This is a genomic window from Bacillus sp. NPDC094077, assembly GCF_050279465.1.
GTDB lineage: Bacteria > Bacillota > Bacilli > Bacillales > Bacillaceae_G > Bacillus_A.
The window spans coordinates 260,719-286,307 of the sequence record NZ_JBNNUF010000004.1 but is presented as its reverse complement, the minus strand read 5'-3'; the positions used below and the strand labels follow the sequence as shown (position 1 = coordinate 286,307).

The following is a 25,589-nucleotide window of genomic DNA, read 5'->3' as shown; positions in this document are numbered from 1 at the left end:
TTATACTGCTTTTTCTTTATCTGTTACCGCTTGCTTATCCCAACACTCTGTGTTCGTTAAACCAGGGATAGAATCTGCACTGAAAACCGGATCTTTTCCTTGTTTCTTTTGCCTTACATAGTCGGTCAATGCAGCATACGCAAATCGTCCAAGAAGTGTAATCGCAATTAAGTTTGTGATTACCATTAGACCCATAAATAAATCCGCCATATTCCATACGACTTGAAGCGTCGCAACAGAACCGAATAATACCATTCCAACTACCGCAATACGGTAAATTGTTAACCAAGTTTTACTTTGTTTAATGAATTCAATATTCGTTTCACCATAATAATAGTTTCCTAGAAGTGAACTAAATGCAAATAAGAAGATAATAATCGCTAAGAAGCTACTTGCCCATGGGCCAATTTGTGAACTTAATGCATTTTGTGTTAATTCAATACCTTCTAAATTTGTTGCTTTATATGCACCAGAACATAATACGATAAATGCCGTTGATGTACATACTAAAAATGTATCTACTAAAACCCCGATTGTTTGAATAAAACCTTGTTTCGCTGGATGCGTTACATCAGCTGTTGCTGCCGCGTTCGGCGCACTACCCATACCTGCTTCGTTCGCAAATAATCCGCGCTGGATACCATACTTCATCGCAGCACCGATACCGCCACCTACAGCTGAATCTAAACCGAATGCACCTTTAAAGATTTCTGTAAACACATCTGGTAGTAAATAGAAGTTTTTAATAACAACGAAAATTGCTACTGCAATATAAAGAATTGCCATTGGCGGAACAATCATTTCCGACATACGTGCAATACTTTTTACACCACCAAAAATAATAACTGCAACTAATACTGCAAGTACAATCCCTACAATATAACGTTCAATACCAAAAGCGTTTTTAAATGCTAATGTAACTGTATTTGCTTGTACTGAGTTAAAAATTAAACCGTAACTAATTGTAATCAGAATAGAGAACCAAATCCCCATCCAACGTTTATTTAAACCTTTTTCCATATAATAAGCAGGACCACCACGGAATCCACTGCCATCTTTTATTTTATAAATTTGCGCAAGCGTACTTTCTACGAAACTTGAAGACGCCCCGATAATCGCAATAACCCACATCCAAAATACAGCTCCAGGTCCTCCCATAGAAATAGCTAACGCTACACCAGCTAAGTTACCGATACCAATACGAGCTGCTGAACTCATACAAAAAGCTTGGAAAGATGAGACACTGCCCTTTTTACGTGTCTTTCCAGTTAGTCCATCACTCATTAACCGAAGCATTTCCCCTAAATGAGTAATTTGTACGAATTTCAATTTAATAGAAAAATAAAGCCCTAAACCAATTAACATTGCAATAAGAATATATGACCAAAGAATTGTATTCGTTGATGAAACGAACTGTTCTAAAATATTCATACAATTAACCCCTCCTTTTCTCCATAAATCGAATTATATTCAAAAAATATTCAAAAATCAACATTTTTCGACATCTTTCAACTTCCAAATATTAGGACATCAATATAAATACATTGTCTTTTTGTGACTTTACTTTCACTAGCTGTGCATACTAAAACAAAAAATAAATTTATAAACAGCACCATTGACAAAAATATATAGTTGTAACTATAATGATTACATCAGGTTGTAACAAACCTAATTACAATACATTCATTCATTTCAGATATACACTTTAACAAAACAATTTGGAGGGATTTATTATGAAAATCGGAATTATCGGAGCAACTGGTAAAGCAGGAAGTCGTATTTTAAAAGAAGCATTAGATCGCGGGCATGAAGTAACTGCAATCGTAAGAAACGCTGCAAAAATTACAGAAGAAAATGTAAAAGTTTTAGAAAAAGATGTATTCGCTCTTACATCTAACGACCTACAAGCATTCGATGTTGTTGTAAATGCATTCGGTGCTCCAGCAGGACAAGAACATCTTCACGTAGATGCAGGAAACGTACTAATCGAAGCAATGAAAGATGCACCTAATACAAAATTACTTGTAGTTGGCGGCGCTGGTAGCTTATTTGTAGATGAAGAGAAAACAACACGTGTATTTGATACACCAGGTTTCCCAAATGAATACCTTGCAACAGCGCAAAATCAAGGTAAAAACTTAGAAATCTTACAACAAACAAACGATATTACTTGGACATTCATCAGCCCTTCTGCGCTATTCGCATTAGGCAAACGTACTGGTTCTTACAAAGCCGGAAAAGACAACCTTCTTGTTAACGCAAAAGGTGATAGCTACGTAAGCTACGAAGACTTCGCAGTAGCAGCACTTGATGAAATCGAAAATCCAAAACACGTAAATGAACGCTTCACAGTAGTTTCTGAAGCTGAATAATAAAAAAGCTCGTAAACATTATGTTTACGAGCTTTTTTATTTCCTGTATATATACCTTCTGCTCTTTCAAAACCCTAATCTGTAACTTCTCTACCTGTATATAACGGTCCTGGATTTACTAAAACATTCTTTTTATATACTTGAAACCTACCATCTTCTCTTTGATACACTTTTACTACATCACCATATTCAAACGACACTCCATTAAATTACATCATGAATTATATTTTTCTAATATAATTCATGATGTGTGTGCATAAGAGAAAGCATTGGCAAATGCCAATACTTTTCCCTTTATCTTTTATGTTGATTCGGTTTATTTGGTTTATGTGGGCCTTCAGCCTTTTTCCAACTTACCGCTAACTCTGGACCTGTTTTCTCTTCACTACGCTCAAGTAATACAACCGCGTTTTGAATTGTCGGTGTTCCTTTATGCGCAATGCCTTGTAATTTCGTTAAATTCCCTATTACTTTAAAACTAAATCCACCAGCTGGTGTTTGTTTCGGAATTAAAATACGGAATTTTTCTCCTACATTAAATTCTGTTTTTGCTTCGCCTTTTTCATTTACAAATTTCGCGCCCGCTGGTGCACCTGTTGCTTGCACCTTATACGTTCCGCTTTTTGCATTTGTTTCTACTGTATATAAACCTGTTTCAAAAAAATCATTTTTCAATACTGCTTCTTGTTCTTCTGTAGGAGTTACACTCATCGTAATCTCTTGTATCTCTTCACTAGCGTCGGCTTTTGCAACGATATTTTTCGTTACTTTCTCCACATTTTTATTACGGAAATCTAAGTCGTTAATATCAATTTGTTTTAATGCATTCCACACTGCAAGCTGCGTTGCATAATGTGCTTCTCTCCAGTCAGAAACACCTAATTCTTGCGGACTCTTTTGTGGATATCCATTTAATAGTACACGGTACACGTTAATATCCACTTTCCCCATTTCCGGTAAATCTTGACCGCTTGGAGATTTCAAATCTACATTTAGGCAAAAGGCAATTTTTCCATCTGCCGTTTTAATAAGCTCTGTTCGAATTGGTTTCTTCTTTGACTTACTATAACTCCAATCCATTTCATACTTTGTATGATCCATAACTTCTGCGAATGCTTTTTGAAGCGGAAATAAAACAAATAAAACACTTAAAAAAACAGCTAAAAGTTTGAACGATTGCTTTATATTCATGTTTACAACCCCTTATGAAATAACAAATTTACTAATAAGTAGTATTTAGTTAGAAATTTTTTTTATACATAAGCACAACAAAAAAAAGAGTGCAAACTGTTTGCACCCTTTTTTCTACTTTAGGCTTAAAAATCGAAGTTATCAGGATCTGGACCAACGCGGTGAGTTTCGTTTAACGCATCGATTTTCTCCATATCTTCTTTTGTTAATTCAAAATTAAATACATCAGCATTTGCAATAATGCGGTGTTCTTTCGTTGATTTTGGAATTGTGATCACTCCATTTTGAAGATCCCAACGTAAAATCACTTGTGCTGTCGTTTTACCGTACTTATCAGCAATTTCTTGTAATGTTTCGTTATCTAATAATTGACCTTGCATAAGTGGTGACCATGCTTCCATTTGAATACCTTGTTCTTTACAGAAAGCTTGTAATTCTTTTTGTGTTAAACGAGGGTGGTATTCTACTTGGTTAATCATCGGTTTAATTTCTGCATCTTTCATCACATCTTGCAGGTGATGGATTTGGAAATTACTTACTCCAATCGCACGTACACGCTCTTCTTTATAAAGTGTTTCTAACGCTCTCCACGTATCTTTATATTTCTCTTGTACAGGCCAGTGAACAAGATATAAATCTAAATAATCTAGTTCTAATTTTTTTAAACTCTCTTCATATGCAGCAAGTGTTGTTTCATATCCTTGATCCGAATTCCACACTTTTGAAGTAATAAATAAATCTTCTCGAGAAATTCCTGCTTCTTTTATACCTGCACGAATTCCTTCACCTACTGCTTTTTCATTTCCATAAATTGCAGCTGTATCAATGCTACGGTATCCTGCTTTAATCGCTGCTTTTACAGCTTCTACAAGTTCTGGCCCATCTTCTACTTTAAATACACCTAAACCGAACCAAGGCATTTCTACACCGTTATGCAATGTTGTTTTACTTTGTAAATTTTTCATTATACTTTTCTCTCCTTTATTTCACTTGATCTCTTTTTTCTAATCTCATACTCCAAGCTGTTAAAATAACAGCACCTACTACCATAATGCCGCCTACCCAGGCTGTATGAATTAAGCCTAATGAATTCGTTACAACTCCACCTAAATAAGCTCCAAGGGCAATCCCTGCGTTAAATGCTGCAATGTTAATTGCTGAAGCAACATCAACCGCACTTGGAACAAAGCGCTCAGCCAATATAACGACATATACTTGTAGCCCCGGAACATTCATAAATGCGAATAGTCCCATGAAAATAATTGTAATTAATCCAGCTACTTTAAATGGTGCTGTAAATGTTAAAACAAATAATATAATCGCTTGAATAAAGAACATGTAAAATAGCGCCCGAATCGGATTATGATTCGATAATTTTCCGCCGACCATATTCCCTATCGCAATGGCGATTCCATACACTAATAAAATGATGGTAACGGTACTTGCTTCAAATCCTGTTACTTCTTGTAACAACGGTGATAAATACGTAAATGTTACAAATGTTCCCCCGTATCCTAATGCAGTAATGACGAAAACAAGTAATAGCCTTCCGTTCGTAATTAGTTTGAATTGATCACGAAATGATACGGATGTACCTTTTTTCAAATTAGACGGAATCAGCATGCTATTAGCGATGAAAGCAACAATTCCAATTGCCACAATTACCATAAATGAAGCTCTCCAGCCAAACTGTTGACCAATAAACGTCCCAATCGGTACACCTGTAATCGTCGCAACCGTTAAACCAGTAAACATAAAAGCTATTGCGCTAGCTCGTTTATTTTCTGGTACAAGTGCAGCCGCAATTGTAGATCCGATCGACATAAAAACGCCATGTGCGAAAGCAGATACAACCCTCGCAACAAGTAGCACTGTAAAACTTGTTGCTACCGCTGCAATTCCATTACCAATAATGAAAATAATCATGATCCACATTAATAACGTCTTTCGCGACATACTAGCTGTTAACGACGTTAATACCGGAGCACCAAACGCTACCCCCAACGCATATAAAGAAACAGTTAAACCCGCTGTTGTAACAGAAACATGTAAATCTTCCGAAATAGATGGTAATAAACCAACGCTTATAAATTCAGTTGTCCCTATTCCGAATGCACTAATCGCTAGCGCTAATAAAGCAAACATACTCCTTCTATTCGTCTGTGTTGCCGAAGAAGCTACTGTATATGAACTCAATTGAATTCCTCCTTATTACAAGAAATCCAATCACAATAGTATGATAAAAAGGCCTTTTTATCTTCTACAAAAATAACTTTATTGCTTATAAAAACTATTATGAATGGTTTCATTCCTTTTTGAAAGAACGCACTTTAAAGTACGATAGGTACCAAAAAGTAACATAGGCACTTTTTGGTACCGTACTACTCATTTGCCTCTTACGTATGCTATTATGAAACATATTCAACATGATAAAAAGTACGTACTTTAAAGTACTATAGGCACTAAAAAGTAACATTTAACTTATTTAGCTTCTTTTGCTGAAGAACTGAAATCTACATTCATCAAAGGAGATTTTTTATATGAAGAAATATAATATTCCTGTCGAGGCGACTTTAGAGGTTATCGGCGGAAAATGGAAGGTTGTTATTCTTTGTCACTTAACGAAAGGTACAAAGAGAACGAGTGAACTAAAACGTTTAATGCCTGGTATTACACAAAAAATGTTAACGCAACAATTACGCGAGTTAGAAGTAGACGGGGTTATTCAAAGAAAAGTATACAATCAAGTACCACCAAAAGTAGAATATTCTCTTACAGACTACGGATGGTCATTAGAATCCATTCTCGATTCTCTTTGCACTTGGGGCGAATGCCATCTTGAAAAAAGCGGTAACACATCAATGCTCATTACAGAAGATGAACAATAAGAAAAAGGAAAAAATGAACAGAGATTTGTTCATTTTTCCCTTTTTTTCTTTGTAAATATGTACATTTCTAACTCAAACAAAATATTTTATGCGCTTTCATGCCTTGTCAGTATTAGGTTATACGCTCAATATCAAATAATTAGGAATCATTTTTATGTTAACATAGGTGTATATAGTATATAATATAAGATATATATTATATACACTTTCCGATAAGGGAACTTTCCATTATGCGGACAAGCCATGTATCGGACAGTTCATAAATAATAGGTAGGACATTATGGTTTTGGATTTATGATTTCAGCTTACTTGCTATCATAAATTTAAAGGCATTTTATTGTGTTTTGTGAAACTTTGTATAAAGTTTCGTAAACGGTAACTATCTTACCTATCAAAAATAAGAGTATTGCTATCGTAAAGGAGAATTGGAGATGCCAGAAACTATGACTCAAACAAAGCCAGAACAAGAAACTGTACAAATTTCTGCTAGCCAAGGACAACTTGATGTACTTGATCAGTTGTTAAAACCTGAGGTACAAGAATCATTAACAACACTAGTAGAACAGCTCCCAAAATTAACTGAGCTTGTTAACATTTTAACTAAGTCTTATGACTTCGCTCAAACTGTTGCTACTGATGAAGTATTAAAAAGCGACACTGTTGGTGCAATCCAAGAGCTTGTAGAACCTGTAAAAGATACAGTGAAAAGCATGGCTGCAACTGCAATCGAAGCGAAAGATCGTGCTGACGAAAGCAACGAAGTTATCGGCCTATTCGGTCTATTAAAATTACTAAAAGACCCACAAGCACAAAAAATGTTCCGCTTTGTGAACGCATATCTTCAAATTAGTGCAGAACGTAACAATAAATAATTTAACTTATAACAACAATTAGTAAAGACGGGGGATATCATACTATGTCAAAACAAATTGTCATCTTAGGCGCTGGTTATGGCGGACTTCTGGCCGCTTTAAACGTACGTAAATATTACAGCAAATCAGAAGCACAAGTTACAGTGATCAACCAATACCCAACACACCAAATCATCACTGAACTACACCGCCTTGCAGCTGGTAACGTTGCTGAGCAAGCAGTTGCAATGCCACTTACAAAGCTTTTCAAAGGTAAAGACATCGATCTTAAAATTGCAACAGTTGAGTCATTCTCAGTTGATAGTAAAGAAATCAAGTTAGCTGGCGGCACTACTTTATCTTACGATGCACTTGTAGTTGCTTTAGGAAGTAAAACTGCTTACTTCGGTATTCCAGGACTAGAAGAAAACAGCATGGTATTAAAATCTGCTGCTGATGCAAACAAAATCTACAAACACGTTGAAGACCGTATTCGTGAATACGCGAAAACGAAAAACGAAGCTGATGCTACAATCTTAATCGGTGGTGGCGGATTAACTGGCGTTGAGCTAGTTGGTGAGCTTGCTGACATTATGCCTAAACTTGCAAAAAGCCACGGCGTAAATCCAAAAGAAATTAAACTTCTTCTTGTAGAAGCAGGTCCAAAAATTCTTCCAGTATTACCAGACCACTTAATCGAACGTGCAACTACTAGCTTAGAAGCACGCGGTGTTACATTCTTAACTGGTCTTCCTGTAACAAACGTTGCTGGCAATGAAATCGACTTAAAAGACGGTCAAAAAATCGTTGCTAACACATTCGTTTGGACGGGCGGCGTACAAGGTAACCCATTAATCGGTGAATCAGGTCTTGAAGTAAACCGTGGTCGTGCAACAGTTGATGCATACCTACAATCTACTTCTCACAAAGACGTATTCGTTGCTGGAGACAGCGCCGTTGTCTTCTCTCCAGACGGTCGTCCATACCCACCAACTGCACAAATCGCTTGGCAAATGGGTGAGTTAATTGGATACAACTTATACGCAGCACTAGAAGGTAAAGCATTCGAAGAGTTCGCACCTGTAAACTCTGGAACACTTGCTAGTCTAGGACGTAAAGATGCTGTTGCTACAATCGGAGCAAGCAATACTCCACTTAAAGGCCTACCAGCATCATTAATGAAAGAAGCAAGTAACGTTCGTTACTTATCACACATTAAAGGTCTATTCAGCTTAGCTTACTAATCTGAATATAAGCCCGAATCATGCCCTGCATGGTTCGGGCTATTTTTATCCGTAATTTTCTCTAACTTATTTATTCGGCAAAAAAATTGTATACCCTTTAAATTTATCTAAATATATTGACTTTTTACAATAGAAGCTGTCCTGTTTTGGAACAGCTTCTATTGTAACTTTTTGTCAGTAAATCGATAGTATTTTAAAAATCGCTGATATATTTTAAAATACTATCGCCCTTCTCCATTATCCTAACTTCACTAAACTGTAGTTCTTCTTCCCTTTACGAATAATAATAAATCTTCCATCAAATGAATTTTCTACAGTAACATCCGTACCCACATCTGTTACCTTCTCGCCATTCATAGAGATAGCTCCATTGTTAATATCCTCACGCGCTTGTCGTCTAGATGGTTCAATGCCTAAATCAACTAGCCACTCTACGATATTTTTCGTCTCTTTGGAAGACTCAAATGTTGGCATCTCTTTAAAGCCTTGTTCAATTTCATCAGCTGTTAATGATTTTATATCTCCACTAAATAATGCCGATGTAATTTTCACAGCTTGCAATAATGCCTCTTCGCCATGAACAAATTTCGTCATTTCTTCCGCTAATACTTTTTGCGCCTCACGTTTATGCGGCTCAGTTTCTACTTTTACCGCTAATTCATCAATGCGCTCTTTCGTTAAGAACGTAAAGTATTTCAAGTATTTAATTACATCACGATCATCTGTATTCACCCAGAACTGGTAAAATTCAAACGGTGTAGTCTTTTCCGAATCAAGCCACACCGCACCACCTGCTGATTTACCAAATTTCGTACCGTCCGATTTTAATAATAAAGGAATTGTTAATCCGAATACTTTCGCCTCATGACCTTCTAACTTACGAATTAAATCTAAACCGCTCGTAATATTTCCCCATTGGTCACTACCGCCAATTTGCAGTTGAACATCTTCTTTCGTGTATAAATGATGGAAATCCATCGCTTGCAAGATTTGGTATGTGAATTCTGTGAAAGAAATGCCTGTATCTAAACGGCTTGCTACAATATCTTTTGCTAACATGCTATTGATGCTAAAGTTTTTCCCGTAATCACGCAAAAACTCGATAATGTTTATTTCATGTGTCCAGTCGTAGTTATTTACCATCTTCACTTCGCTATTTCCGCCAAAATCAAATAATTTTTTCATTTGCGCTGTTAACGCATCTACATTATGCTGAACTACTTCTAAAGTTTGAAGTTGACGTTCTGATTGACGTCCACTTGGATCACCAATTGTTCCTGTTGCCCCGCCAATTAAAATAACCGGATGATGGCCAGCTAATTGGAATCTCTTCATCATCATAAACGGAATCAAATGTCCGATATGCATACTATCACCAGTCGGATCAACTCCGCAGTATAGTGAAATCTTTTTCTCTTCTACTAGCTTACGTAAACCTTCTTCATCCGTCTGTTGATTCACAGCACCGCGCCATTCTAATTCATCAATAATATTCATCTTTTGTCATCCCCTTTATTTTTTAAAAACAAAAAAGCCCCTATGTCTATGACATAGGGACGATTATTCACCGTGTTACCACCCAGTTTGCATAAATAGCATAGCTATTCATACCACTCTTAGCAATAATATCGATTGCTACTCCGCTTAGCATTACCTAAGATACTCCAGAGTGTAATTCACAAGTTTGTTTGTGCTAGGTTCCAGCAACCCCTAGCTCTCTCGTTAACAGTGACAAACTGCTACTGGGCTCTTTCAACGTATGTTATATGTTAAATTATTAGCCATTATATTGAATTGCAAACAAATTGTCAACAATACCCAAATATTATTTTAAAATAATTCACATCTTCATACGTATTTCGTTATTCTTTATCTTCTCCAATAATCCTTACTTCTCTCTCTAACTTCACACCGAATTTCTCTTCAACTGTTTTTTGTACGAAATGAATTAAATCGATGTAATCTTGTGCAGTTCCGTTATCAACATTCACCATAAATCCAGCATGTTTTAGAGAAACTTCCACTCCACCAATTCGCTTACCTTGTAGTCCTGATTCTTGAATCAACTTACCAGCAAAGTTATTTAGTGGGCGCTTAAATACACTACCACATGAAGGATATTCTAGAGGCTGTTTTGACTCACGTTTAAACGTTAAGTCATCCATTTTTTCTTTAATTTCTTCGCGTACACCTTCTTCAAGTTCAAACTTCGCTTCAAGAATAATATAATGATTGTTAGCAAATACACTCTTACGATATCCAAATTCAAATTCATCTTTCGTTAAAGTGCGTAAGTCTCCATCACCTGTCATTACAACAGCTTCTGTTAATACAAACGATACTTCACCACCGTATGCACCAGCGTTCATATATAATGCTCCGCCAACTGAACCTGGAATACCACAAGCAAACTCAAGACCTGTTAAATTGTGGTCTAATGCAATTCGTGATACATCAATAATTGCTGCACCACATTGTGCTACAATCGTCGTTCCTGTTACAGTAACACCTGTAATATGAATTAAACTTACTGTAATCCCGCGAATACCGCCATCTTTAATAATGACATTCGATCCATTCCCTAAAAACGTAACTGGAATATTATATTGATTTGCATATTTGATAACTTCTTGAATTTCATCATAATTCGTAGGCGCAACGAACACATCTGCTTTTCCGCCAACTTTAATATGCGTATGATTCTTTAACATTTCATCTTGCTTCACATGACCTTCAGGCAATACCGTACTTAAATATTTATAAACCTCTTGCATATTCATTTTACGATTCCTCTATTTCTATAATCTTTTTTATCCCGTTATACGGGCCCATAATATCCCCACATACATAAACCTAAAGTGGTGGATACAGTGTACCTAAAATTAATTCGAGACACCTATAAACCTCTTAAATTATAAGAGGTGCCACTCATATTAAAATATATATCGCATAATAAAGCAACCCAAATGGACTACTAAACTTGACATGTAACCATATAGACAACAATTTGTAAAATATATAGGTTCTTCAAAGCACTATCCTTCAGTATCTTACTATACCACACGAAAGGAAAGTGGTATTTTTTTGTAATCTTTACTTTATTTTCATCAATAAAAAAAGAGCACATCCCACAACAGAATGTACTCTTTCTATACTCTTTAAATTATTTTTCGTTCTCTTCTTTTTCCTTATCAAACCATAACAGCTCATTGTCATCAACTTCACCATTATAATTGATTAGAATCTCTTCTCCCGCTTTTATATCTTTATAAGCGAAGAAGTTAAACGTATGATTCTCGAAGACAATATCATACGTTGCATTCGGCGTATATGAATGATTAAATAACATGCCGTATCCTAAAAGGATTGCCGTATGATTTATCCCATACTCAAATGCGTAGTCAGCAAGTAACGTTTTCTCAATGTGTTCATGCTGTTCATTCGGATAAGAGATAACTGGTGCTGCGTGTATTAACTCACCCTTTTTAATATCACGAGTTGCAAATACACCTCTATTAAATTCTCCATCACTAAGTTCAGAAGTCTTAACTTCAATCATATGCGTCACCTATATAATTCTTTCTTTGAAGTATTTTATCCCGCTATCCGCGGGGTTTGACTAATAATCAGTAGAGTATGGCCCCTAATGATTATAGTTTCACTTTATCTCCTTAAGCTTGGCAGAAAATGCGAAGAAAAGCAATTAAATTCCTATCAAGTATTCGTTTAAATGAAAAAAGAGCACATTATTTGTGCTCTTTTAAAGCGATATTATTTTTCTAGAATATCTTCTAACTTGTTGGCTAACCGTATGTAACGTCTTCACTGATATATCATTTCTATCTTTTTCTTCTTCCGTAGCCGCAGACGTTTGTTAAATAACATTAGAAGCATGTGCAGCATCCTTCACGATATTCGTCGTTTTAACTTGGAAATTTTCTTGCTTTCTGCACTTCATTACTTCAACTTAAATACCGCACTCACTGGGTTATGATCACTATTTTCAAACTTTAAATCTTTCCCTTGTACATTTACAATCTCCACATTCGGCGAAACGATAAAACCATCAATAATCGTGACAAAATTTTCGCCTTCTACATATTTCTTCACATCATCTCTCACAGTCATAACAGAAGGATCTACAGCCCACTTAAATCCTCCATCAGTAAAACCTTTCGGCAACTCTACTAACCATTCTGGACGCTCTTTAACAAACTTCGGATCACTTAACTGAGCGTTAGAAACTAATTGATTCCAGTCTCCACCCATTATTACATAATCACCATTTTCATAATGCTTGTTCATATATTTTTTTAAATACTCTACTTGCTGCTTTCTAATTTTTCCACCTTCATCATAAGCAGACAAATGTAAGTTTACGAGCCTAACATTTTTCCCATTATTAACCGGGATTTTATATTCAACAATCGCTCGATCTAAATCAAATAAACGCTTTGGCCAAGGCTCCATTCCTGGTAATTGGAACCTCTTCGCTGTTTGAACTTTATATTTAGAAAATGTACTCAATCCTGCCTCAGCATATCCCATTGGACTTGTAATTGGCACAGGAACCCATTTTGTATCGTAGTTCTTTCCAAATGACGAAGCATAATCAGGTAATCCTTTTTTCAAAAGTTCATGTTCATTTATATCAAATGAGCGAAGCGATTTTATATCTACTTCTTGTAATAAAGAAAAATCACTATTCTCACTTTGTAAAAATGAAAGCATATTCTTTAAGTTAACTTCGGTCTGTTCTTTACTACTTGAACCCGATCCCTTTCCCCCATCCATAAAGAAATCTTGATCCTTATCTAATCCAGCGTAGCCAATATTGAATGTCGTGACTTTAAATTCATTCCCTTGCTCTAATACGCGCTCCTTATTGTTTTCCACCTTCAAACTTATAACATCAGCCGGCTGTTCTTTTGTAAGTGTCATATATCCTAAAAATCCACCTACAATGCCCGCCCCTACTAAAATACATATAAGTACTATTTTTAAAAATTTCTTCAAACAAACGACTCCTTTTTTTAAATACCAGTTTATTTTTCTTTATTTTCAGTCAAATTAAAGTACATTACAAACATACGAAATATTTTACCATAAGAAAAAATTCATATCATTATATTTAATTAAAAAGTAATTGTTGCAACCCTTACTTCAATTATCTTAAAATTCCATCATACATATTTTAAAAAATGCTGGACTGTGAGCAAACTACAATCACTCCTTTACTGTATACATTTGATACAGCCATTATGCTGGCTAACCTTTTTATATCTCGACTAAAAATAGGATATATATATAAAGGAATGCGTAAAAATTCTTTATGAGGACATACACAGATTATTATAAAAGAGAGAGGAAGCGTAACTGTGCAGACAAAAAATATAGATACAAAAATCGAAGTAATCGTTAATTATTTTAATGCCGTAGATGCAAAAGATTTTGAATCTGTCTCATCACTATTTGATCAAAATGTTGAGGTTTTCTTCCCACAATCCGGATTGTTAAAAGGATTAGACTCATTCAATGCACTAAATCGAGAATTAGCAAAGCTCATCGTTTCTCTTGACCATGATATAGAGAATTTTACATATATAATATCAGATACAAAAATCGCGGTGGAAGGTACAGAAAGTGGTACTTTACAAAACAACCAATCATTTAAAGATAATAAATTTTGCAGTGTATTTGAAATAGATTCCACAACACTGTTAATAAAAAGAATGTATGTTTATACCGATCCTAATTTTGGTACTTCTCATTAATAAAAACACATATTTATTGAAAATCCTATATCATATTTAGTACACTATAAATAGAATTTATAGGCGATGGAGTTCGCCATGACCGCTGCTTAGCTAATGACTCCTACCAGTTTAACTACTGGTAGGAGTCTATTTTTTTGAACAAACTATTTAAAGAGGTGAGAAACTTGATTTATATTATCGTTGGTATAGCCGGTATATTAGGAGCCCTTTCCCGCTATTATTTAAGTCTTAATATTCATGTACTTTGGCATCATTCGTTTCCATTAGCTACATTACTTATTAACTTGATCGGCTGCTTCTTATTAGCATGGCTGACAACTTACATTGCTCGTCTAAATATCCTTCCTTCTGCAATGATCACTGGGATCGGAACTGGATTTATTGGCTCGTTTACAACGTTTTCAACATTCAGTGTAGAAACTGTGCAATTAATCAATCATTCCGAATGGAGCATAGCCTTCTTATATGTATCATGTAGCATACTCGGCGGCCTCATTATGTCTGGCCTTGGTTATACACTTGGAGATTTCTTAATTAAGAAAAAGCTTACGGAAGGTGATTACTCATGATGGGAGCCTTATTAGTGGCAACTGGAGGATTCTTCGGTGCGATTACTCGATTTACAATTAGCAATTGGTTTAAAAAGAGAAATAAAACTTCATTTCCAATTGCTACATTTCTCATTAATATAACAGGGGCATTTTTACTCGGATATATAATTGGCAACGGAATCACTACAGACTGGCAATTATTATTAGGTACTGGATTTATGGGGGCATTCACTACATTTTCGACGTTTAAATTAGAAGCCGTTCAGCTTCTCCATCGTAAAAACTTTATCACATTCCTTTTATATTTAAGTACTACTTACATAATAGGTATCCTCTTCGCATTCCTCGGAATGAAGCTCGGTGGAATATAAAAAGCGACTGCTTCATCAGTCGCTTTTTTATAAGAAGTACACTCCACCATATGGGATTGAAAATAAACCTGCAGGATACACATCATAATGGACTATTTGCTTAATAGCTCCATAATAAGGCATGTGCTGCACTTGCATCGATTGTTGTAATTGTTGCTGCGCCTGTACAGTATGATATACCGCATGAATCGTCCCCTGTGCTCCAGCTAACGTAATTGCCGAATCTACATCTCTATTGTAAAAATGGCAGCTCATTATTATTCAGCTCACTTTTTATACGTAATGAATTCCATATATATTATGTCTATGTACAGTACCAATGCTTTAAAATTTCATAAAACATGTTTTTTGCCCATTCCCTAAATAAATCACCTACATAGAGTGTATAAATGCCTACAAATAAATTACAGATAGGAGTGATACTATGAATTTCTATGAGCAACAACCTTTGGCTCAAGATAGCTATTATCGAGATCAACATTGGCACCCGCAGCATCCTCTAAAACAACAAACAATTGCTATCATTAGCCCAGCTGTTTCTCACGGATTACGTGAAGCCGCACACCTCGGCTATCAACATGCATTAACTGAAGCTGTTGCTATCGGTTACTTACTTGGAAGAGGTTATGATTATAATACTGCTTGGAAAACTGTTGAATCTTGGTGGCGACCACCAGGATCTCCACTTCCTACTCCATACTAAAACAAAACATAAAAGACCATAGCACTGGCCATGGTCTTTTTTATTACATATAAAACATTAAAAGCAAATCCACCCTTTTTATACTCTAAAACATCACCTAGTTGATAATTTAACTGCTTTTTCTTTTCCATTTTTTAATATCGGGACGTTTACTTTTACTATTGTAACTCCTAATTTCTCGGATAACTCTGTCACACTCATTTTTCTTTTTTCTTCACAAAATGCCATCCTAAACTAACGCTACTTCTGCTTTTTCAACTTAGAAGTAATAAATCCAAATAGTAATACACCAATACCACTAAAGAACAATACATAACTTATTGGTACTAGGAAAAAGAAAGGTTCTTCAAGAAATCCATTCGCTCCTACTTTACTGTTTGAAGCATGTATAGTTAAAGAAATAATCGCTAAAAGCATGAAAGAAATAGCTACTACATATTTATTTTTCATCATGTATTCTCCTTTAATTCCATCATTAATTTCCAATGATCTCGTTACCATCATATTAAGCCTCACCACATTATAAGTCAACATCTTTTTATCGTTTTTCAATAAATAATTGTTGTTTTTGATGTAAAAAAGGCTATAGACAATGTTTCGTCTATAGCCTTTTCACCCAGTTATTTCTCTCCGAAGTATGTCTTTTGGAACATACACATTCTTATCGCATTATGGTAAGAACCATCAACGAAAAACTCATCTTGCAGTTCACCTTCAACGACAAATCCAACCTTTTTATAAACATGTACAGCTTTTTCATTTTCCTTATCAACCACTAAATAAATCTTATGCATATTTAATACGGAAAAAGCGTAATCCATCGCCAAACGCGTCGCATCAGCTGCATATCCATGCCCTTGATAACTCGGATCAATAATAATTTGGAATTCAGTTCTACGGTGAATATAATCGATTTCTACTAACTCAACTAACCCTACCATCTCATTATCTTTCTCCACAATAAATCGGCGTTCACTTTGATCGTGTATATGTTTATCATATAAATCCTGTAATTCTACATATGCCTCATACGGCTCTTCAAACCAATAAGACATAATATGTGCATTATTATTAAGTTCGTGTACAAACTTTAAATCTTCTCGTTCTAATGGACGTAATTTCAATTCCTGATTCATTTCTATAACCTCCAAGTAAAAGAAACCTCTTCACTTAATTTCTCTATTTTTTTCGATTTCAAACGCCCTACTTACATTGTAAACTTTCAAGCAACTTGAAGGTCAAGACGAAAAAAGTAGTGCAAACTTATGTCTGCACTACTACTCTTTTCTTAAATCTCTCAAATTTGATATGTATAAAGCAATGACTAAAACAAGAATTGACCCTGCGTATAATAACGTTTCAAATGGTTCATCATGTGACACAATAATCAATCGAATTAAAGCCGTAATCCCGATATAAATAAAATAGCGTAACGGAAAATGATAATTCGATTTGAAATATTTAATAATTAATGCGATGAATTCAAAGTATAAGAAATAGACGATAATACTTTCAACCAATTTATACGATGTATATTTCTTCGCTGAAAATATGTATTGAATAAATGTGATTGTCTCATTAATTAAAAAGATAGATAAAACAATGGATAATATGATTAACGCTATATTTAATATCCATTGTAAAACACTAGCTATATAATGATCGATATTAAATTTCATTTCCACACTCCCCTTCGTGTAAATACTTATTTATTATAGCAAAATTATAATTGGAGAGGGGTTAGATCATATTTTCTGTCTTTGTTTTTTCCGGTGTAAGGGAGGTCCAGTTTATGGAGAATTCTTTTCACCATAGAACTGGACTGTAAATTCAGAAACTCCCTTAAGTCACTATTTGTAATTGTCACCCCAAGCAAAAGCACATAATCTCGTAAAGCATCCATATGTGCGATTTTAGACATACTATTACAATTCGAACAATACCATCCTCTTTTTCCTTTAAGCATCGACATAATCAAACACTTCTCACATTGCACCCCCTTTAACAAATCCTCTTTTTTAATTTTATATTGATAAAGGATATTATGCTGCTGTGGAGAATGACCATCTATAATTCGGCAAATCAGTTCATTTACATTACCAATGGACTCCTCCTTATATTTACTCTCAAATTCGTTTATTTTATTAGGTAAATTTGCACTATGAATAATTTTATTACGGGGATTATCATCTGAAGTTTTAATGATTTTTCGAGGTGTACTAATCACAACAAGAGATTCAATCGGGAAACTAGAAAACCCATATAACCCTAACCATTTCCTAAGCTGAGTCTCTTGCCTTTTAATTTGTAAAAGCGGATCTGGAAATCCTTCTGAATTTCCTTCTGCTATTCTAATAAGCTGATTAAACTTGGAATCAAATAGTAATGTACCTGCTATATTTTTTATTTCGAGGAAAAGAAAAAAACACGGGGAAAGAATAATCGTATCAATTTGGAAGTAATGATTTTGATCAAATAACCTTATATCATGTAAAATATCGTACTTTTCTTCTGGAAGAAAACTTAGTGGGTAATCAATCGCCTGTTCGCCCTTGTACCCCGCTTTATACTTCGCCAAATTTTCAGCCACCATTTGCCGTTTCGGATGATGGGCAGGTAATCTTCTGAATAGCGCTTCTAACTGCCGTAAATAAATCGGCATTTGTCGTTCTTTCACAATCATCTTTATCCCACCTCTAAAATTTATCAGCGATTTTTGAAATTTATCGACCGTAACTCCAAATTTATCGGCGATTCGACATAGAATATCGACTTATCAACAAAATACGACAATACTTAACCTCCTCCAACCACCCACAGCATACCCCATAAATCCGCCACCAGCAAAATCTCAAAACCCTATTTCCCCACAACAAAAAAACATAACTCCGCCTTCCGGCAAAGTTATGGTTATTATTTAACTCTAACAAAGGTGTCTTTGTATAGATAGGAGAGCTCTTAACGGTAGCCTTTGTGAATCCCGTAGAATAGTTCTTAAATAAACGGGATGTATACCTGTTATTAAGCAAAATTCTTTTTTATTCCTTTGAAAAAGTTTGATTAAAACTTAGGGACATATCTATTAGGGGTATTGTCACACATCCATCAACCTAAAGAATCTAAATCCCCCATAGCAAAAATATCGCAATTCAAGGCAACAAAATGAAGTAATCTAAACCTGCCCGTTTTCGTTTTTCCAAAAGCCGTGGAGTAGAAGGGCGTATTTTAAATGCAACAATTCGGCGCAACCTAATGTCAGTTTAATGAGCTTAAAAGTCGGTAAACAGTTCGACTTGGAACAAGCAATATAAAAGTAAATAGCCTCTTTGGGCGTTTTTTCTTCACTTAAAATAGTATATTGACTCTCCAATTAGATGAGTATGATATATTTGAAAAAGCGCCCTGTTTACAGGGCGCTTCATTTATACCTAATGACTAATATTAGCAGTTGGGTATAATGTTGTTCCTCCAATTGAAACCTTTATTTCATTTGTTAATGGAACATTTTGCTCATTAATAATTGTTCTCCACCATTCCCAAGCAAGACCTGTGCATTCTCTCGCTACGACTTTTACATTTTTTGAATTCGGTGGAAGGGGTATAACTGTAGAGAAATGCGCAGTTTTGTCTCTGCCGTTTCCTTCCCAAGTTTTATGCGTTAGTACTTCTTTTCCATTTTGATCATATGAGAATTCATCCCAAGATACATCAAATTGAGCAACATATGCACCGTAATGATCAAGCGTCATTTTAGCACTTGAATATTCTGTAGTTGTAGTCTCAATATAATCTGTATTGTTATGAACAGCAGCAGTTGCGTTATCTTTTAAGAAAGTGCTTGTATATGAAATTGGATATGCTGGATTTTTAGGACTTAATTCTGCATTATCTTTAATAATATTTCGTATTTCATTAAAATCTTTTGTAACAACCTTGTTATGCTCTTTCGCATCTCCGCCTAATACTACAGCGGTAAAGGTACTGTCTTCAAAAATATCTTTGTACTGTCCACTCGTTTCGACGCTGTTATTCTTAAGTAAGGCTTTAAAGGCAGCTTGTACATCTTTGCTCTTAGATGTTGTTTCTAATTTTACATAAATGGTTCTGCCGTAAGCTACATTTGATACCATAACTGGCGGAGCCGCATTGCTTACGCCTTTACGAGTTAACTCACCGAAAGTAACACTATTATCAAAAAGATCAGATGGATTATTTGGTAGTTCAGCACTTACGGTATAAAATATTTGCTTATATGCCGCAACCATCACTTTTTTCTCTCCATTTGCAACCGCATTAAAGTCAATATTCAGCCCATTATCAAGATATTTAGCGTTCACATTTAGAGCACTTGCTATTTGTGATTTACTATAAACCATAGATTCTGTATACTGCATTCTTGCAGGTAACGTATGTGTTGTTGCGTACTTTTCATTCCAGATAGATACTAAATCATCTACTGCTCCAGACACATTACCATATGTCGGATTTTGGACAGTTATTGTATTTTCTTTTCTCATGCCAGGTAAGTCTATACTAATATTCAAAGGTTTTCTCTTTGCCACTAATAGACTAGGTTGATTATCTGCAAAAGCTTTATTTGCAAGTTGTACGGCTCCTGGATAAGTACGATTAGCCACAGAATCAATAATCGAAATATCGACAGGTGACGTTGTAAGTGATTTTTTCTCACGCTCAACTACTACAAATTTACCATTTGAATTGATACTTTCTTTCGGAACAAAACTTTCTACTTTATCACCATTTACTGCTAAAATATCTCGACTATCATACTTTAAATTTGCTATACCATTATCAATGCCACTAGCATTTTTGGTTGCATCAGTTACATTACCTGTTTGTGTTTCTGCGAAAGAAATAGATGAATAATTAATAGTGCATAAACTAACTAATAAACATGCTAGGAATTTCATTTTTTTGTTATTTTTCTTAATTTTCAGAAAAATCACCCCGTACTTTTTATATAAAGATATGATAATGATTTATACATGATTGCTAAATAATATACTTACATAAATGCTTTTAAGAGTTCTTGAACTAACGGAATTACTCCACCTAAAAATTTCAAAACTGCCATTGCGATTTCCATATTATTTCCTCCTTTTTTATTGTTACTAAAATTTGATTTATCTTTATGCCCTCATTATAGTGAGCCCTTACATTTTTATCAATACACTCTTATATGCAATATTACATACAAAAAAGAAGCACATGAAAAAACAAGCTGAATTCCCATAAAAAGTTATAAAGAGATAAAACTTTCGTTTGATGGATACTTAAAAATAGTAGCTTGATAGTGATGGGGTAGCACCATCACCATCAACCTAAAGAATCAAAATTTCGTTATGTTAACCTTACATGTATAGAGCATACATTTTTTTAAAAGGTAAAGACATTGGTACAAGAGACAGATTCTTTTTTACATTTAATATACTAAATGCAAAAAAGGAGCTTGATTATTTATGCCATCAAAAAATAGAAATTGTTTCAATCCTTGTGAATTTCCTTATTCATTATTTCCTTGTGCATTTCCTTGTGCACCTCCAGAGCCTGTAAAACCAATAGACCCTACCAAATTTGATTATATTGTGATTGGTGCCGGAACTGCTGGAGGGGTAATTGCCAAAGAATTAACGGATGACAAAAGTACTTCTGTATTAGTGCTGGAAGCAGGAACAAATATGACGAATGAGCTAAGTAACCCTAGCATTCTTACTGCCATTAATACAACCCGCGGTAACAGGTTTAGCTTTAATGTTACTTCTGAACTAGAGTCAACTATTGCACGTACACTTATTGCAACAAATGGTCGCACCATAGGGGGAAGCTCAGAAATTAGTGATATGTACGCCGTACGTGGGAGTAAAGAGTTATATAACCAGTGGGCAAGCCTAGTTGGTGATCAATGGAGTTACGACAAGATTAGCGCCTTATTTATAAAAAATGAAACCTATACAGGATCGACACAAAGCCCTAATGAACGAGGAACACAAGGGCCGATTTTTATTAGGCAGCAGAGCATTCCCCCTAATGGATTGATCAATACGTTAGTTCAAGCAACAAACACAGTATTGGGAACACCGATTGCTGTGGACTATAATACCGGCATAAGGGATTGTACATTTTATAAAACGCAATATATTCAAAAAGAGGTTAGCCCCGGCCAATTTGCCCGATCCTCAACGGCAACAGGCTATTTAAATGACCATATTGTCAGCCAAGGAAACCAGCCCAATCCAGATGAATTTGGAGTTGGTGGAAGAAAGTTGGTTATTTTAGCTAAAACAACCGTTAACAAAATCTTATTTAAGAAAAAAGATGGATTGAACATTGCGGTTGGTGTTGAATTTGTCAAAGATGGCGTTTCACATAGAAGGTTTGCAAGAAAAGGTATTATCGTCTCTGCAGGATTTTTTTCCTCAGTCATTCTACAGCGTTCAGGAATCGGTAAATCGGAGGATTTAGCTAAAGCAGGTATACCAACATTGATAGAGAGTCCAAATGTGGGTCACAATCTTCAAACCCAGAATTATGTTGGATTGGGGGTTGAGATAGATACCTCCCAAATTCTTCCGATATTTTTTACTGATCCCAACTATCCACTTATCCTAGGCGCTTTCCAAGCAGAGAATCCACTGAATCTACTAGAAAGTCGTCGTCTCCAACTGATAGGAGCTCCTATCCCATTTTTTCTCCCTGCTCCAGATGTGATCAGCAATGGTTGGAGTTTAGATTTAACTTTCCAAACCACTCCAAGTATCATGAGTTTTGGTATTGTAGACGTGAAAACAAAAAGCGGGGGTACAGTGCTAGTGGAACATAGCGATCCAGAGGCTTATCCATCTCTTAACTTCAATCCATTGGAAGATCCTAGTGACCTAACGTATATGGTCGATCAATATAAGAGAATTTATAATATTATTGTAGAGGCTAGAGATCCACTGAAATACCCAAATAACGGCATCGGGAAGGTTGTATATCCTCCAGAGAGTATATTACAGCTACCTGACAACGATCCTAACAAACAACAGCAGATTGAGAATTATGTCAAAGCCTCTTACACGAATTTCTCTCTGGGCGGGCAGTGTCGGATGGGACAGACGATTCAAGAAGGGGTTGTCGATGGATTCCTTAATGTGTTTGGTACCAAAAATCTTAAGGTTGCCGATCTGTCCATTTCGCCTATTTTACCGGATGGTCAACCGTCAGCCGCTGCTCAGATGATCGGACTAAATACGGTACGTTTTATAAAAGAGAATCCCTCCTCATATGTAATGACAGATAGGGAACTTGAAGATTATGAAAATGAGATTAAAAGAACATAAATTAAATATTTATTCAATGGTTTTATTCTTATTTTTTGATCTAAAGATTGCGTTTTGGCTAGAATGCTGGGTTTCCTTGTGGGGACGAACCCTATATTATTAAAATTAAAGTGGTTCAAGTCGGAGGAAGGCACCTTAGGGTGTCTTTTCTTTTTCACTTCAAGTCATTATTTCGTAAGCGATGATATTTTTATTTTCAATGGGTACCTTTCGTTTACAAAATATAGATTAATCGTTACAGATAAAAATAAGATGCAGATAAGATAAAAATAGTTTAAAGAAATGATCCCGCCCATCAAAACGCCATAAAACCCACGATTGGATATTTTCGGAAGAAAAAAAAGATTCCCTATATGATAAGGAAATCGGCTACTGGCTTAGTTATTGATTTAAAAATAGAAGTTCAACTTTGTTTTTATTAATAAAAACTACTGTCTTATAGATTATCTTTATATGTTATAGACGCTGATCTTTCTGGAAATTTAGACGAAAATGATCTGCATCATTGTATACACCAAATTCATAACCTTGCTCTTTATAAAATTTAATAATTTCAGGAAGAGCTTGTAATGTTTGTGGCTTTTCATGCATCAAAACAACTTCTACATCTTCTGTTGTTTGTTTTTTTACATTTTCTGTAATCTGATTTGGATTATCTTTTAATTCCCAATCATGAGAATCAATCGTCCAATCCCAAACTTTTATTCCAGCTTCTACAATTTGATTGCGAATTCCTTCACTCTTTAATCCTGGTGCGGAACCATACGGCGGGCGAACTAATTTAGGATTTGTACCAGTAATATCATGTATAAGAGCTAATGTTTCTTTCATCTCTGGTACAAATTGTCCATTTTTATATAACTTATTACTATTATGTGTCATACTATGTGCACCAATATAATGTCCCTCTTTCACTGCTCGTTTTACATTTTCCTGGAAACTTGTATTTTGTAAATTACTTCCTTGCATAAAAAATGTTGCTTTAATATCTTGTTCCTTTAATACTTCCAAAAATTGTCCTGTTAATGTACTTGGACCGTCATCAAATGTTATATAAACAACTTTTCCTACTGGCTTTCCATCCGGCCTTTTTTGCTTTGGCGATGCTGTTTCATTTTTTATTTCTTGTTGCTGCGTGTTAACTTGTTTAATACTTTCTTTAGCTATTCCCTTCGCTGGAGTAGAGTTGAATTTTCCAATTAAAAAGAACATCAAAAAAGCCGTTGCTAGAACAGCTCCTAGCGATATAATTGTCTTAGTTATTACACTTGTTTTATTCTTATTTTTGGATTTTTTCATTATTTATCTATCCTTTCTCTATTGATTTTTATATTAATTATTTATAAATCCGAACCTTTATTTGGCTGACTCAGTATTCCCAACCGGTTCTTACAATAAATAGATTAATAGATAGAGATAAAGATAAAATGCAGATAATGTCGAAATTAGTTAAAGAATACTTTATTGTATTCTTTAGAAAAGTATTTGCCTCTCTAATAAAGTTAAGTTAATTCGCGAACTGGTTATACACCGAATAAATAGCGAACAAACATTCAATTGCTAGTGAATAAATCTATATAATATTACAATTATTAGCTCTATTTACCTATTTTGTTAGATAGTAAAATAATTAATAATACCATCCACAATACCCTTTTTCGATTTTGATTGGAATTCTTCTGTATTCATTCTTTTTTCATCACCCTCATTAGATGTAAACCCTAACTCAATTAAGATAGCCGGGGAAGGATTTTCTCTTAAGACAAGAAAATCACTTCCATGAATGCCTCTATCTCGATTATCTATATTTTGATCAAAAATAGCTTCCTGTACGATCTTAGCTAACTTTTTATCTTCTCTTTTATTAGCTCCATAATGAGTTGTTATTCCTTTTACATTTGTATCATCAAAAGCATCATGATGAATGCTGATATAAAGATCTGCCGAGTGGTCTTTAGCAACTTTAACACGTGCTTTTAATTCTTCCTTTTGCTTCGTTTCTGAAAGTAAGCTAGTGTCTTTTTCGCGTGTCAATATAACTTTTGCATCCGTTCTTTCTTCTAACTCTTCTTTTATATTTTGTGCTACTTTTAAATTAAGATCTTTTTCAATCGTTCCAAAGCTCTTACCTTTCGTCCCTCTATCTCCTCCACCATGTCCCGGATCAATTACAATTGTTTTCCCTCTTAAGCGCAAATCTTCTTTTGATACATTTTTCTGTCCTTTAGCATGTATTAAACTAAAGCCTGTACCTAGTATTAATATAATAAACATAAGCAATATCACTCTTTTTTTCAC

General features: G+C 35.0%; 26 protein-coding genes, 2 pseudogenes, 1 riboswitch and 1 other annotated feature. Of the genes and pseudogenes, 9 read left to right on the top strand and 19 right to left on the bottom strand.

All coding sequences use genetic code 11. From position 1 onward, the window contains the following. A complete protein-coding gene (locus tag ACQKNR_RS13170; RefSeq protein WP_427318311.1) occupies positions 1-1,431 on the bottom strand; it encodes an alanine/glycine:cation symporter family protein in 1,431 nt (476 codons plus the stop codon). A gap of 302 nt (positions 1,432-1,733) precedes the next feature. On the opposite strand from ACQKNR_RS13170, the gene ACQKNR_RS13165 reads away from it, so the two are divergent. Then, the gene (locus tag ACQKNR_RS13165; RefSeq protein ID WP_427318310.1) at positions 1,734-2,372 is read left to right on the top strand and encodes an NAD(P)-dependent oxidoreductase; all 639 of its coding nucleotides are present in this window, start codon (positions 1,734-1,736) and stop codon (positions 2,370-2,372) included. Between the two features lie 74 nt (positions 2,373-2,446). On the opposite strand, the gene ACQKNR_RS13160 is transcribed toward ACQKNR_RS13165, so the two are convergent. The 4 genes from ACQKNR_RS13160 to ACQKNR_RS13145 all read right to left on the bottom strand — a co-directional run bounded on the left by ACQKNR_RS13160 (position 2,447) and on the right by ACQKNR_RS13145 (position 5,708). Continuing rightward, a complete protein-coding gene (locus tag ACQKNR_RS13160; protein ID WP_427318309.1) occupies positions 2,447-2,572 on the bottom strand; it encodes a hypothetical protein in 126 nt (41 codons plus the stop codon). A gap of 94 nt (positions 2,573-2,666) precedes the next feature. Further along, positions 2,667-3,563: a thioester domain-containing protein gene (locus ACQKNR_RS13155; protein WP_427318308.1), complete on the bottom strand. Its 897-nt coding sequence runs from the start codon at positions 3,561-3,563 to the stop codon at positions 2,667-2,669. Between the two features lie 125 nt (positions 3,564-3,688). Next, positions 3,689-4,528, bottom strand: a complete 840-nt coding sequence (locus ACQKNR_RS13150) for an aldo/keto reductase (protein WP_427318307.1) — start codon at positions 4,526-4,528, stop codon at positions 3,689-3,691. A 16-nt stretch (positions 4,529-4,544) separates the two neighbouring features. Continuing rightward, positions 4,545-5,708: an MFS transporter gene (locus ACQKNR_RS13145; RefSeq protein WP_427318440.1), complete on the bottom strand. Its 1,164-nt coding sequence runs from the start codon at positions 5,706-5,708 to the stop codon at positions 4,545-4,547. Positions 5,709-6,103: 395 nt separating this feature from the next. Between ACQKNR_RS13145 and ACQKNR_RS13140 the strand changes: the two genes are divergently transcribed. The 3 genes from ACQKNR_RS13140 (at position 6,104) to ACQKNR_RS13130 (ending at position 8,546) form a co-directional block, all read left to right on the top strand. Then, positions 6,104-6,451: a winged helix-turn-helix transcriptional regulator gene (locus ACQKNR_RS13140; protein ID WP_002016005.1), complete on the top strand. Its 348-nt coding sequence runs from the start codon at positions 6,104-6,106 to the stop codon at positions 6,449-6,451. Between the two features lie 431 nt (positions 6,452-6,882). Continuing rightward, positions 6,883-7,323 carry a DUF1641 domain-containing protein gene (locus tag ACQKNR_RS13135; protein ID WP_017153317.1) on the top strand — a complete coding sequence of 147 codons (441 nt, stop codon included), beginning with the start codon at positions 6,883-6,885 and terminating at the stop codon, positions 7,321-7,323. Between the two features lie 44 nt (positions 7,324-7,367). Further along, positions 7,368-8,546, top strand: a complete 1,179-nt coding sequence (locus ACQKNR_RS13130; RefSeq protein ID WP_427318306.1) for an NAD(P)/FAD-dependent oxidoreductase — start codon at positions 7,368-7,370, stop codon at positions 8,544-8,546. 237 nt (positions 8,547-8,783) lie between these two features. On the opposite strand, the gene tyrS is transcribed toward ACQKNR_RS13130, so the two are convergent. The 5 genes and pseudogenes from tyrS to ACQKNR_RS13105 form a co-directional block, all read right to left on the bottom strand. Then, positions 8,784-10,043 carry a tyrosine--tRNA ligase gene (gene tyrS, locus ACQKNR_RS13125; RefSeq protein ID WP_427318305.1) on the bottom strand — a complete coding sequence of 420 codons (1,260 nt, stop codon included), beginning with the start codon at positions 10,041-10,043 and terminating at the stop codon, positions 8,784-8,786. A gap of 52 nt (positions 10,044-10,095) precedes the next feature. Further along, positions 10,096-10,311, bottom strand: a binding site (T-box leader). Positions 10,312-10,408: 97 nt separating this feature from the next. Then, a complete protein-coding gene (gene murB, locus ACQKNR_RS13120) occupies positions 10,409-11,326 on the bottom strand; it encodes a UDP-N-acetylmuramate dehydrogenase (RefSeq protein ID WP_427318304.1) in 918 nt (305 codons plus the stop codon). Between the two features lie 383 nt (positions 11,327-11,709). Beyond that, entirely contained in the window at positions 11,710-12,105 is a 396-nt protein-coding gene (locus ACQKNR_RS13115) for an SET domain-containing protein (RefSeq protein ID WP_002174143.1), read from the bottom strand. Between the two features lie 201 nt (positions 12,106-12,306). Next, positions 12,307-12,489 (bottom strand): annotated as a pseudogene (locus ACQKNR_RS13110) (hypothetical protein); the annotation flags it as partial. A 14-nt stretch (positions 12,490-12,503) separates the two neighbouring features. Next, positions 12,504-13,562 (bottom strand): endonuclease/exonuclease/phosphatase family protein, encoded by a 1,059-nt coding sequence (locus ACQKNR_RS13105; protein WP_427318303.1) that lies wholly within the window; start codon positions 13,560-13,562, stop codon positions 12,504-12,506. 362 nt (positions 13,563-13,924) lie between these two features. On the opposite strand from ACQKNR_RS13105, the gene ACQKNR_RS13100 reads away from it, so the two are divergent. The 3 genes from ACQKNR_RS13100 (at position 13,925) to crcB (ACQKNR_RS13090) (ending at position 15,245) form a co-directional block, all read left to right on the top strand. Continuing rightward, positions 13,925-14,320, top strand: coding sequence for a nuclear transport factor 2 family protein (locus tag ACQKNR_RS13100; RefSeq protein WP_427318302.1), 396 nt, complete (start codon positions 13,925-13,927; stop codon positions 14,318-14,320). A 53-nt stretch (positions 14,321-14,373) separates the two neighbouring features. After that, positions 14,374-14,433, top strand: a riboswitch (Fluoride riboswitch). A 54-nt stretch (positions 14,434-14,487) separates the two neighbouring features. Further along, positions 14,488-14,892: a fluoride efflux transporter CrcB gene (crcB, locus tag ACQKNR_RS13095; RefSeq protein WP_427318439.1), complete on the top strand. Its 405-nt coding sequence runs from the start codon at positions 14,488-14,490 to the stop codon at positions 14,890-14,892. Continuing rightward, on the top strand, positions 14,889-15,245 hold the full coding sequence (gene crcB / locus ACQKNR_RS13090; protein WP_427318301.1) for a fluoride efflux transporter CrcB: 357 nt from the start codon (positions 14,889-14,891) through the stop codon (positions 15,243-15,245). The genes crcB (ACQKNR_RS13095) and crcB (ACQKNR_RS13090) overlap by 4 nt, the downstream gene beginning before the upstream one ends. A gap of 27 nt (positions 15,246-15,272) precedes the next feature. On the opposite strand, the gene ACQKNR_RS13085 is transcribed toward crcB (ACQKNR_RS13090), so the two are convergent. After that, entirely contained in the window at positions 15,273-15,503 is a 231-nt protein-coding gene (locus ACQKNR_RS13085; RefSeq protein WP_427318438.1) for a DUF3947 family protein, read from the bottom strand. A 166-nt stretch (positions 15,504-15,669) separates the two neighbouring features. Between ACQKNR_RS13085 and ACQKNR_RS13080 the strand changes: the two genes are divergently transcribed. Beyond that, a complete protein-coding gene (locus ACQKNR_RS13080) occupies positions 15,670-15,948 on the top strand; it encodes a hypothetical protein (protein WP_427318300.1) in 279 nt (92 codons plus the stop codon). 99 nt (positions 15,949-16,047) lie between these two features. Here the strand turns inward: ACQKNR_RS13080 and ACQKNR_RS13075 are convergent. The 6 genes and pseudogenes from ACQKNR_RS13075 to ACQKNR_RS13050 form a co-directional block, all read right to left on the bottom strand. Next, positions 16,048-16,176 (bottom strand): annotated as a pseudogene (locus tag ACQKNR_RS13075) (helix-turn-helix domain-containing protein); the annotation flags it as partial. A gap of 12 nt (positions 16,177-16,188) precedes the next feature. Further along, complete coding sequence (locus ACQKNR_RS13070; protein ID WP_427318299.1) at positions 16,189-16,452, bottom strand: DUF3955 domain-containing protein; 264 nt, start codon at positions 16,450-16,452, stop codon at positions 16,189-16,191. Between the two features lie 116 nt (positions 16,453-16,568). Then, entirely contained in the window at positions 16,569-17,084 is a 516-nt protein-coding gene (gene speG / locus ACQKNR_RS13065; RefSeq protein ID WP_427318298.1) for a spermidine N1-acetyltransferase, read from the bottom strand. A 141-nt stretch (positions 17,085-17,225) separates the two neighbouring features. Then, positions 17,226-17,627, bottom strand: a complete 402-nt coding sequence (gene psiE, locus ACQKNR_RS13060) for a phosphate-starvation-inducible protein PsiE (RefSeq protein ID WP_000671175.1) — start codon at positions 17,625-17,627, stop codon at positions 17,226-17,228. 44 nt (positions 17,628-17,671) lie between these two features. After that, on the bottom strand, positions 17,672-18,631 hold the full coding sequence (locus tag ACQKNR_RS13055) for a nuclease-related domain-containing protein (protein WP_427318297.1): 960 nt from the start codon (positions 18,629-18,631) through the stop codon (positions 17,672-17,674). A 745-nt stretch (positions 18,632-19,376) separates the two neighbouring features. Then, positions 19,377-20,915 carry a thiol-activated cytolysin family protein gene (locus tag ACQKNR_RS13050; protein ID WP_427318296.1) on the bottom strand — a complete coding sequence of 513 codons (1,539 nt, stop codon included), beginning with the start codon at positions 20,913-20,915 and terminating at the stop codon, positions 19,377-19,379. 513 nt (positions 20,916-21,428) lie between these two features. On the opposite strand from ACQKNR_RS13050, the gene ACQKNR_RS13045 reads away from it, so the two are divergent. Further along, entirely contained in the window at positions 21,429-23,291 is a 1,863-nt protein-coding gene (locus ACQKNR_RS13045) for a GMC family oxidoreductase (RefSeq protein ID WP_427318295.1), read from the top strand. 456 nt (positions 23,292-23,747) lie between these two features. Here ACQKNR_RS13045 and ACQKNR_RS13040 read toward each other — a convergent pair whose 3' ends face one another. Both ACQKNR_RS13040 and ACQKNR_RS13035 read right to left on the bottom strand, forming a co-directional pair. Further along, positions 23,748-24,590 (bottom strand): polysaccharide deacetylase family protein, encoded by an 843-nt coding sequence (locus tag ACQKNR_RS13040; protein WP_427318294.1) that lies wholly within the window; start codon positions 24,588-24,590, stop codon positions 23,748-23,750. 315 nt (positions 24,591-24,905) lie between these two features. Continuing rightward, positions 24,906-25,589, bottom strand: coding sequence for an N-acetylmuramoyl-L-alanine amidase family protein (locus ACQKNR_RS13035; RefSeq protein WP_427318293.1), 684 nt, complete (start codon positions 25,587-25,589; stop codon positions 24,906-24,908).

Bases quoted from the DNA above. Each gene is read 5' to 3' on its own strand.
- ACQKNR_RS13040 (WP_427318294.1), bottom strand. From the start codon at position 24,590: ATGAAAAAATCCAAAAATAAGAATAAAACAAGTGTAATAACTAAGACA.
- ACQKNR_RS13055 (WP_427318297.1), bottom strand. From the start codon at position 18,631: ATGATTGTGAAAGAACGACAAATGCCGATTTATTTACGGCAGTTAGAA.
- murB (WP_427318304.1), bottom strand. From the start codon at position 11,326: ATGAATATGCAAGAGGTTTATAAATATTTAAGTACGGTATTGCCTGAA.
- ACQKNR_RS13145 (WP_427318440.1), bottom strand. From the start codon at position 5,708: ATGTTTGCTTTATTAGCGCTAGCGATTAGTGCATTCGGAATAGGGACA.
- ACQKNR_RS13155 (WP_427318308.1), bottom strand. From the start codon at position 3,563: ATGAATATAAAGCAATCGTTCAAACTTTTAGCTGTTTTTTTAAGTGTT.
- ACQKNR_RS13045 (WP_427318295.1), top strand. From the start codon at position 21,429: ATGCCATCAAAAAATAGAAATTGTTTCAATCCTTGTGAATTTCCTTAT.
- crcB (WP_427318301.1), top strand. From the start codon at position 14,889: ATGATGGGAGCCTTATTAGTGGCAACTGGAGGATTCTTCGGTGCGATT.
- ACQKNR_RS13130 (WP_427318306.1), top strand. From the start codon at position 7,368: ATGTCAAAACAAATTGTCATCTTAGGCGCTGGTTATGGCGGACTTCTG.
- ACQKNR_RS13070 (WP_427318299.1), bottom strand. From the start codon at position 16,452: ATGATGGTAACGAGATCATTGGAAATTAATGATGGAATTAAAGGAGAA.
- ACQKNR_RS13140 (WP_002016005.1), top strand. From the start codon at position 6,104: ATGAAGAAATATAATATTCCTGTCGAGGCGACTTTAGAGGTTATCGGC.
- psiE (WP_000671175.1), bottom strand. From the start codon at position 17,627: ATGAAATTTAATATCGATCATTATATAGCTAGTGTTTTACAATGGATA.
- tyrS (WP_427318305.1), bottom strand. From the start codon at position 10,043: ATGAATATTATTGATGAATTAGAATGGCGCGGTGCTGTGAATCAACAG.
- ACQKNR_RS13080 (WP_427318300.1), top strand. From the start codon at position 15,670: ATGAATTTCTATGAGCAACAACCTTTGGCTCAAGATAGCTATTATCGA.
- ACQKNR_RS13170 (WP_427318311.1), bottom strand. From the start codon at position 1,431: ATGAATATTTTAGAACAGTTCGTTTCATCAACGAATACAATTCTTTGG.
- ACQKNR_RS13135 (WP_017153317.1), top strand. From the start codon at position 6,883: ATGCCAGAAACTATGACTCAAACAAAGCCAGAACAAGAAACTGTACAA.
- ACQKNR_RS13165 (WP_427318310.1), top strand. From the start codon at position 1,734: ATGAAAATCGGAATTATCGGAGCAACTGGTAAAGCAGGAAGTCGTATT.
- speG (WP_427318298.1), bottom strand. From the start codon at position 17,084: ATGAATCAGGAATTGAAATTACGTCCATTAGAACGAGAAGATTTAAAG.
- ACQKNR_RS13115 (WP_002174143.1), bottom strand. From the start codon at position 12,105: ATGATTGAAGTTAAGACTTCTGAACTTAGTGATGGAGAATTTAATAGA.
- ACQKNR_RS13150 (WP_427318307.1), bottom strand. From the start codon at position 4,528: ATGAAAAATTTACAAAGTAAAACAACATTGCATAACGGTGTAGAAATG.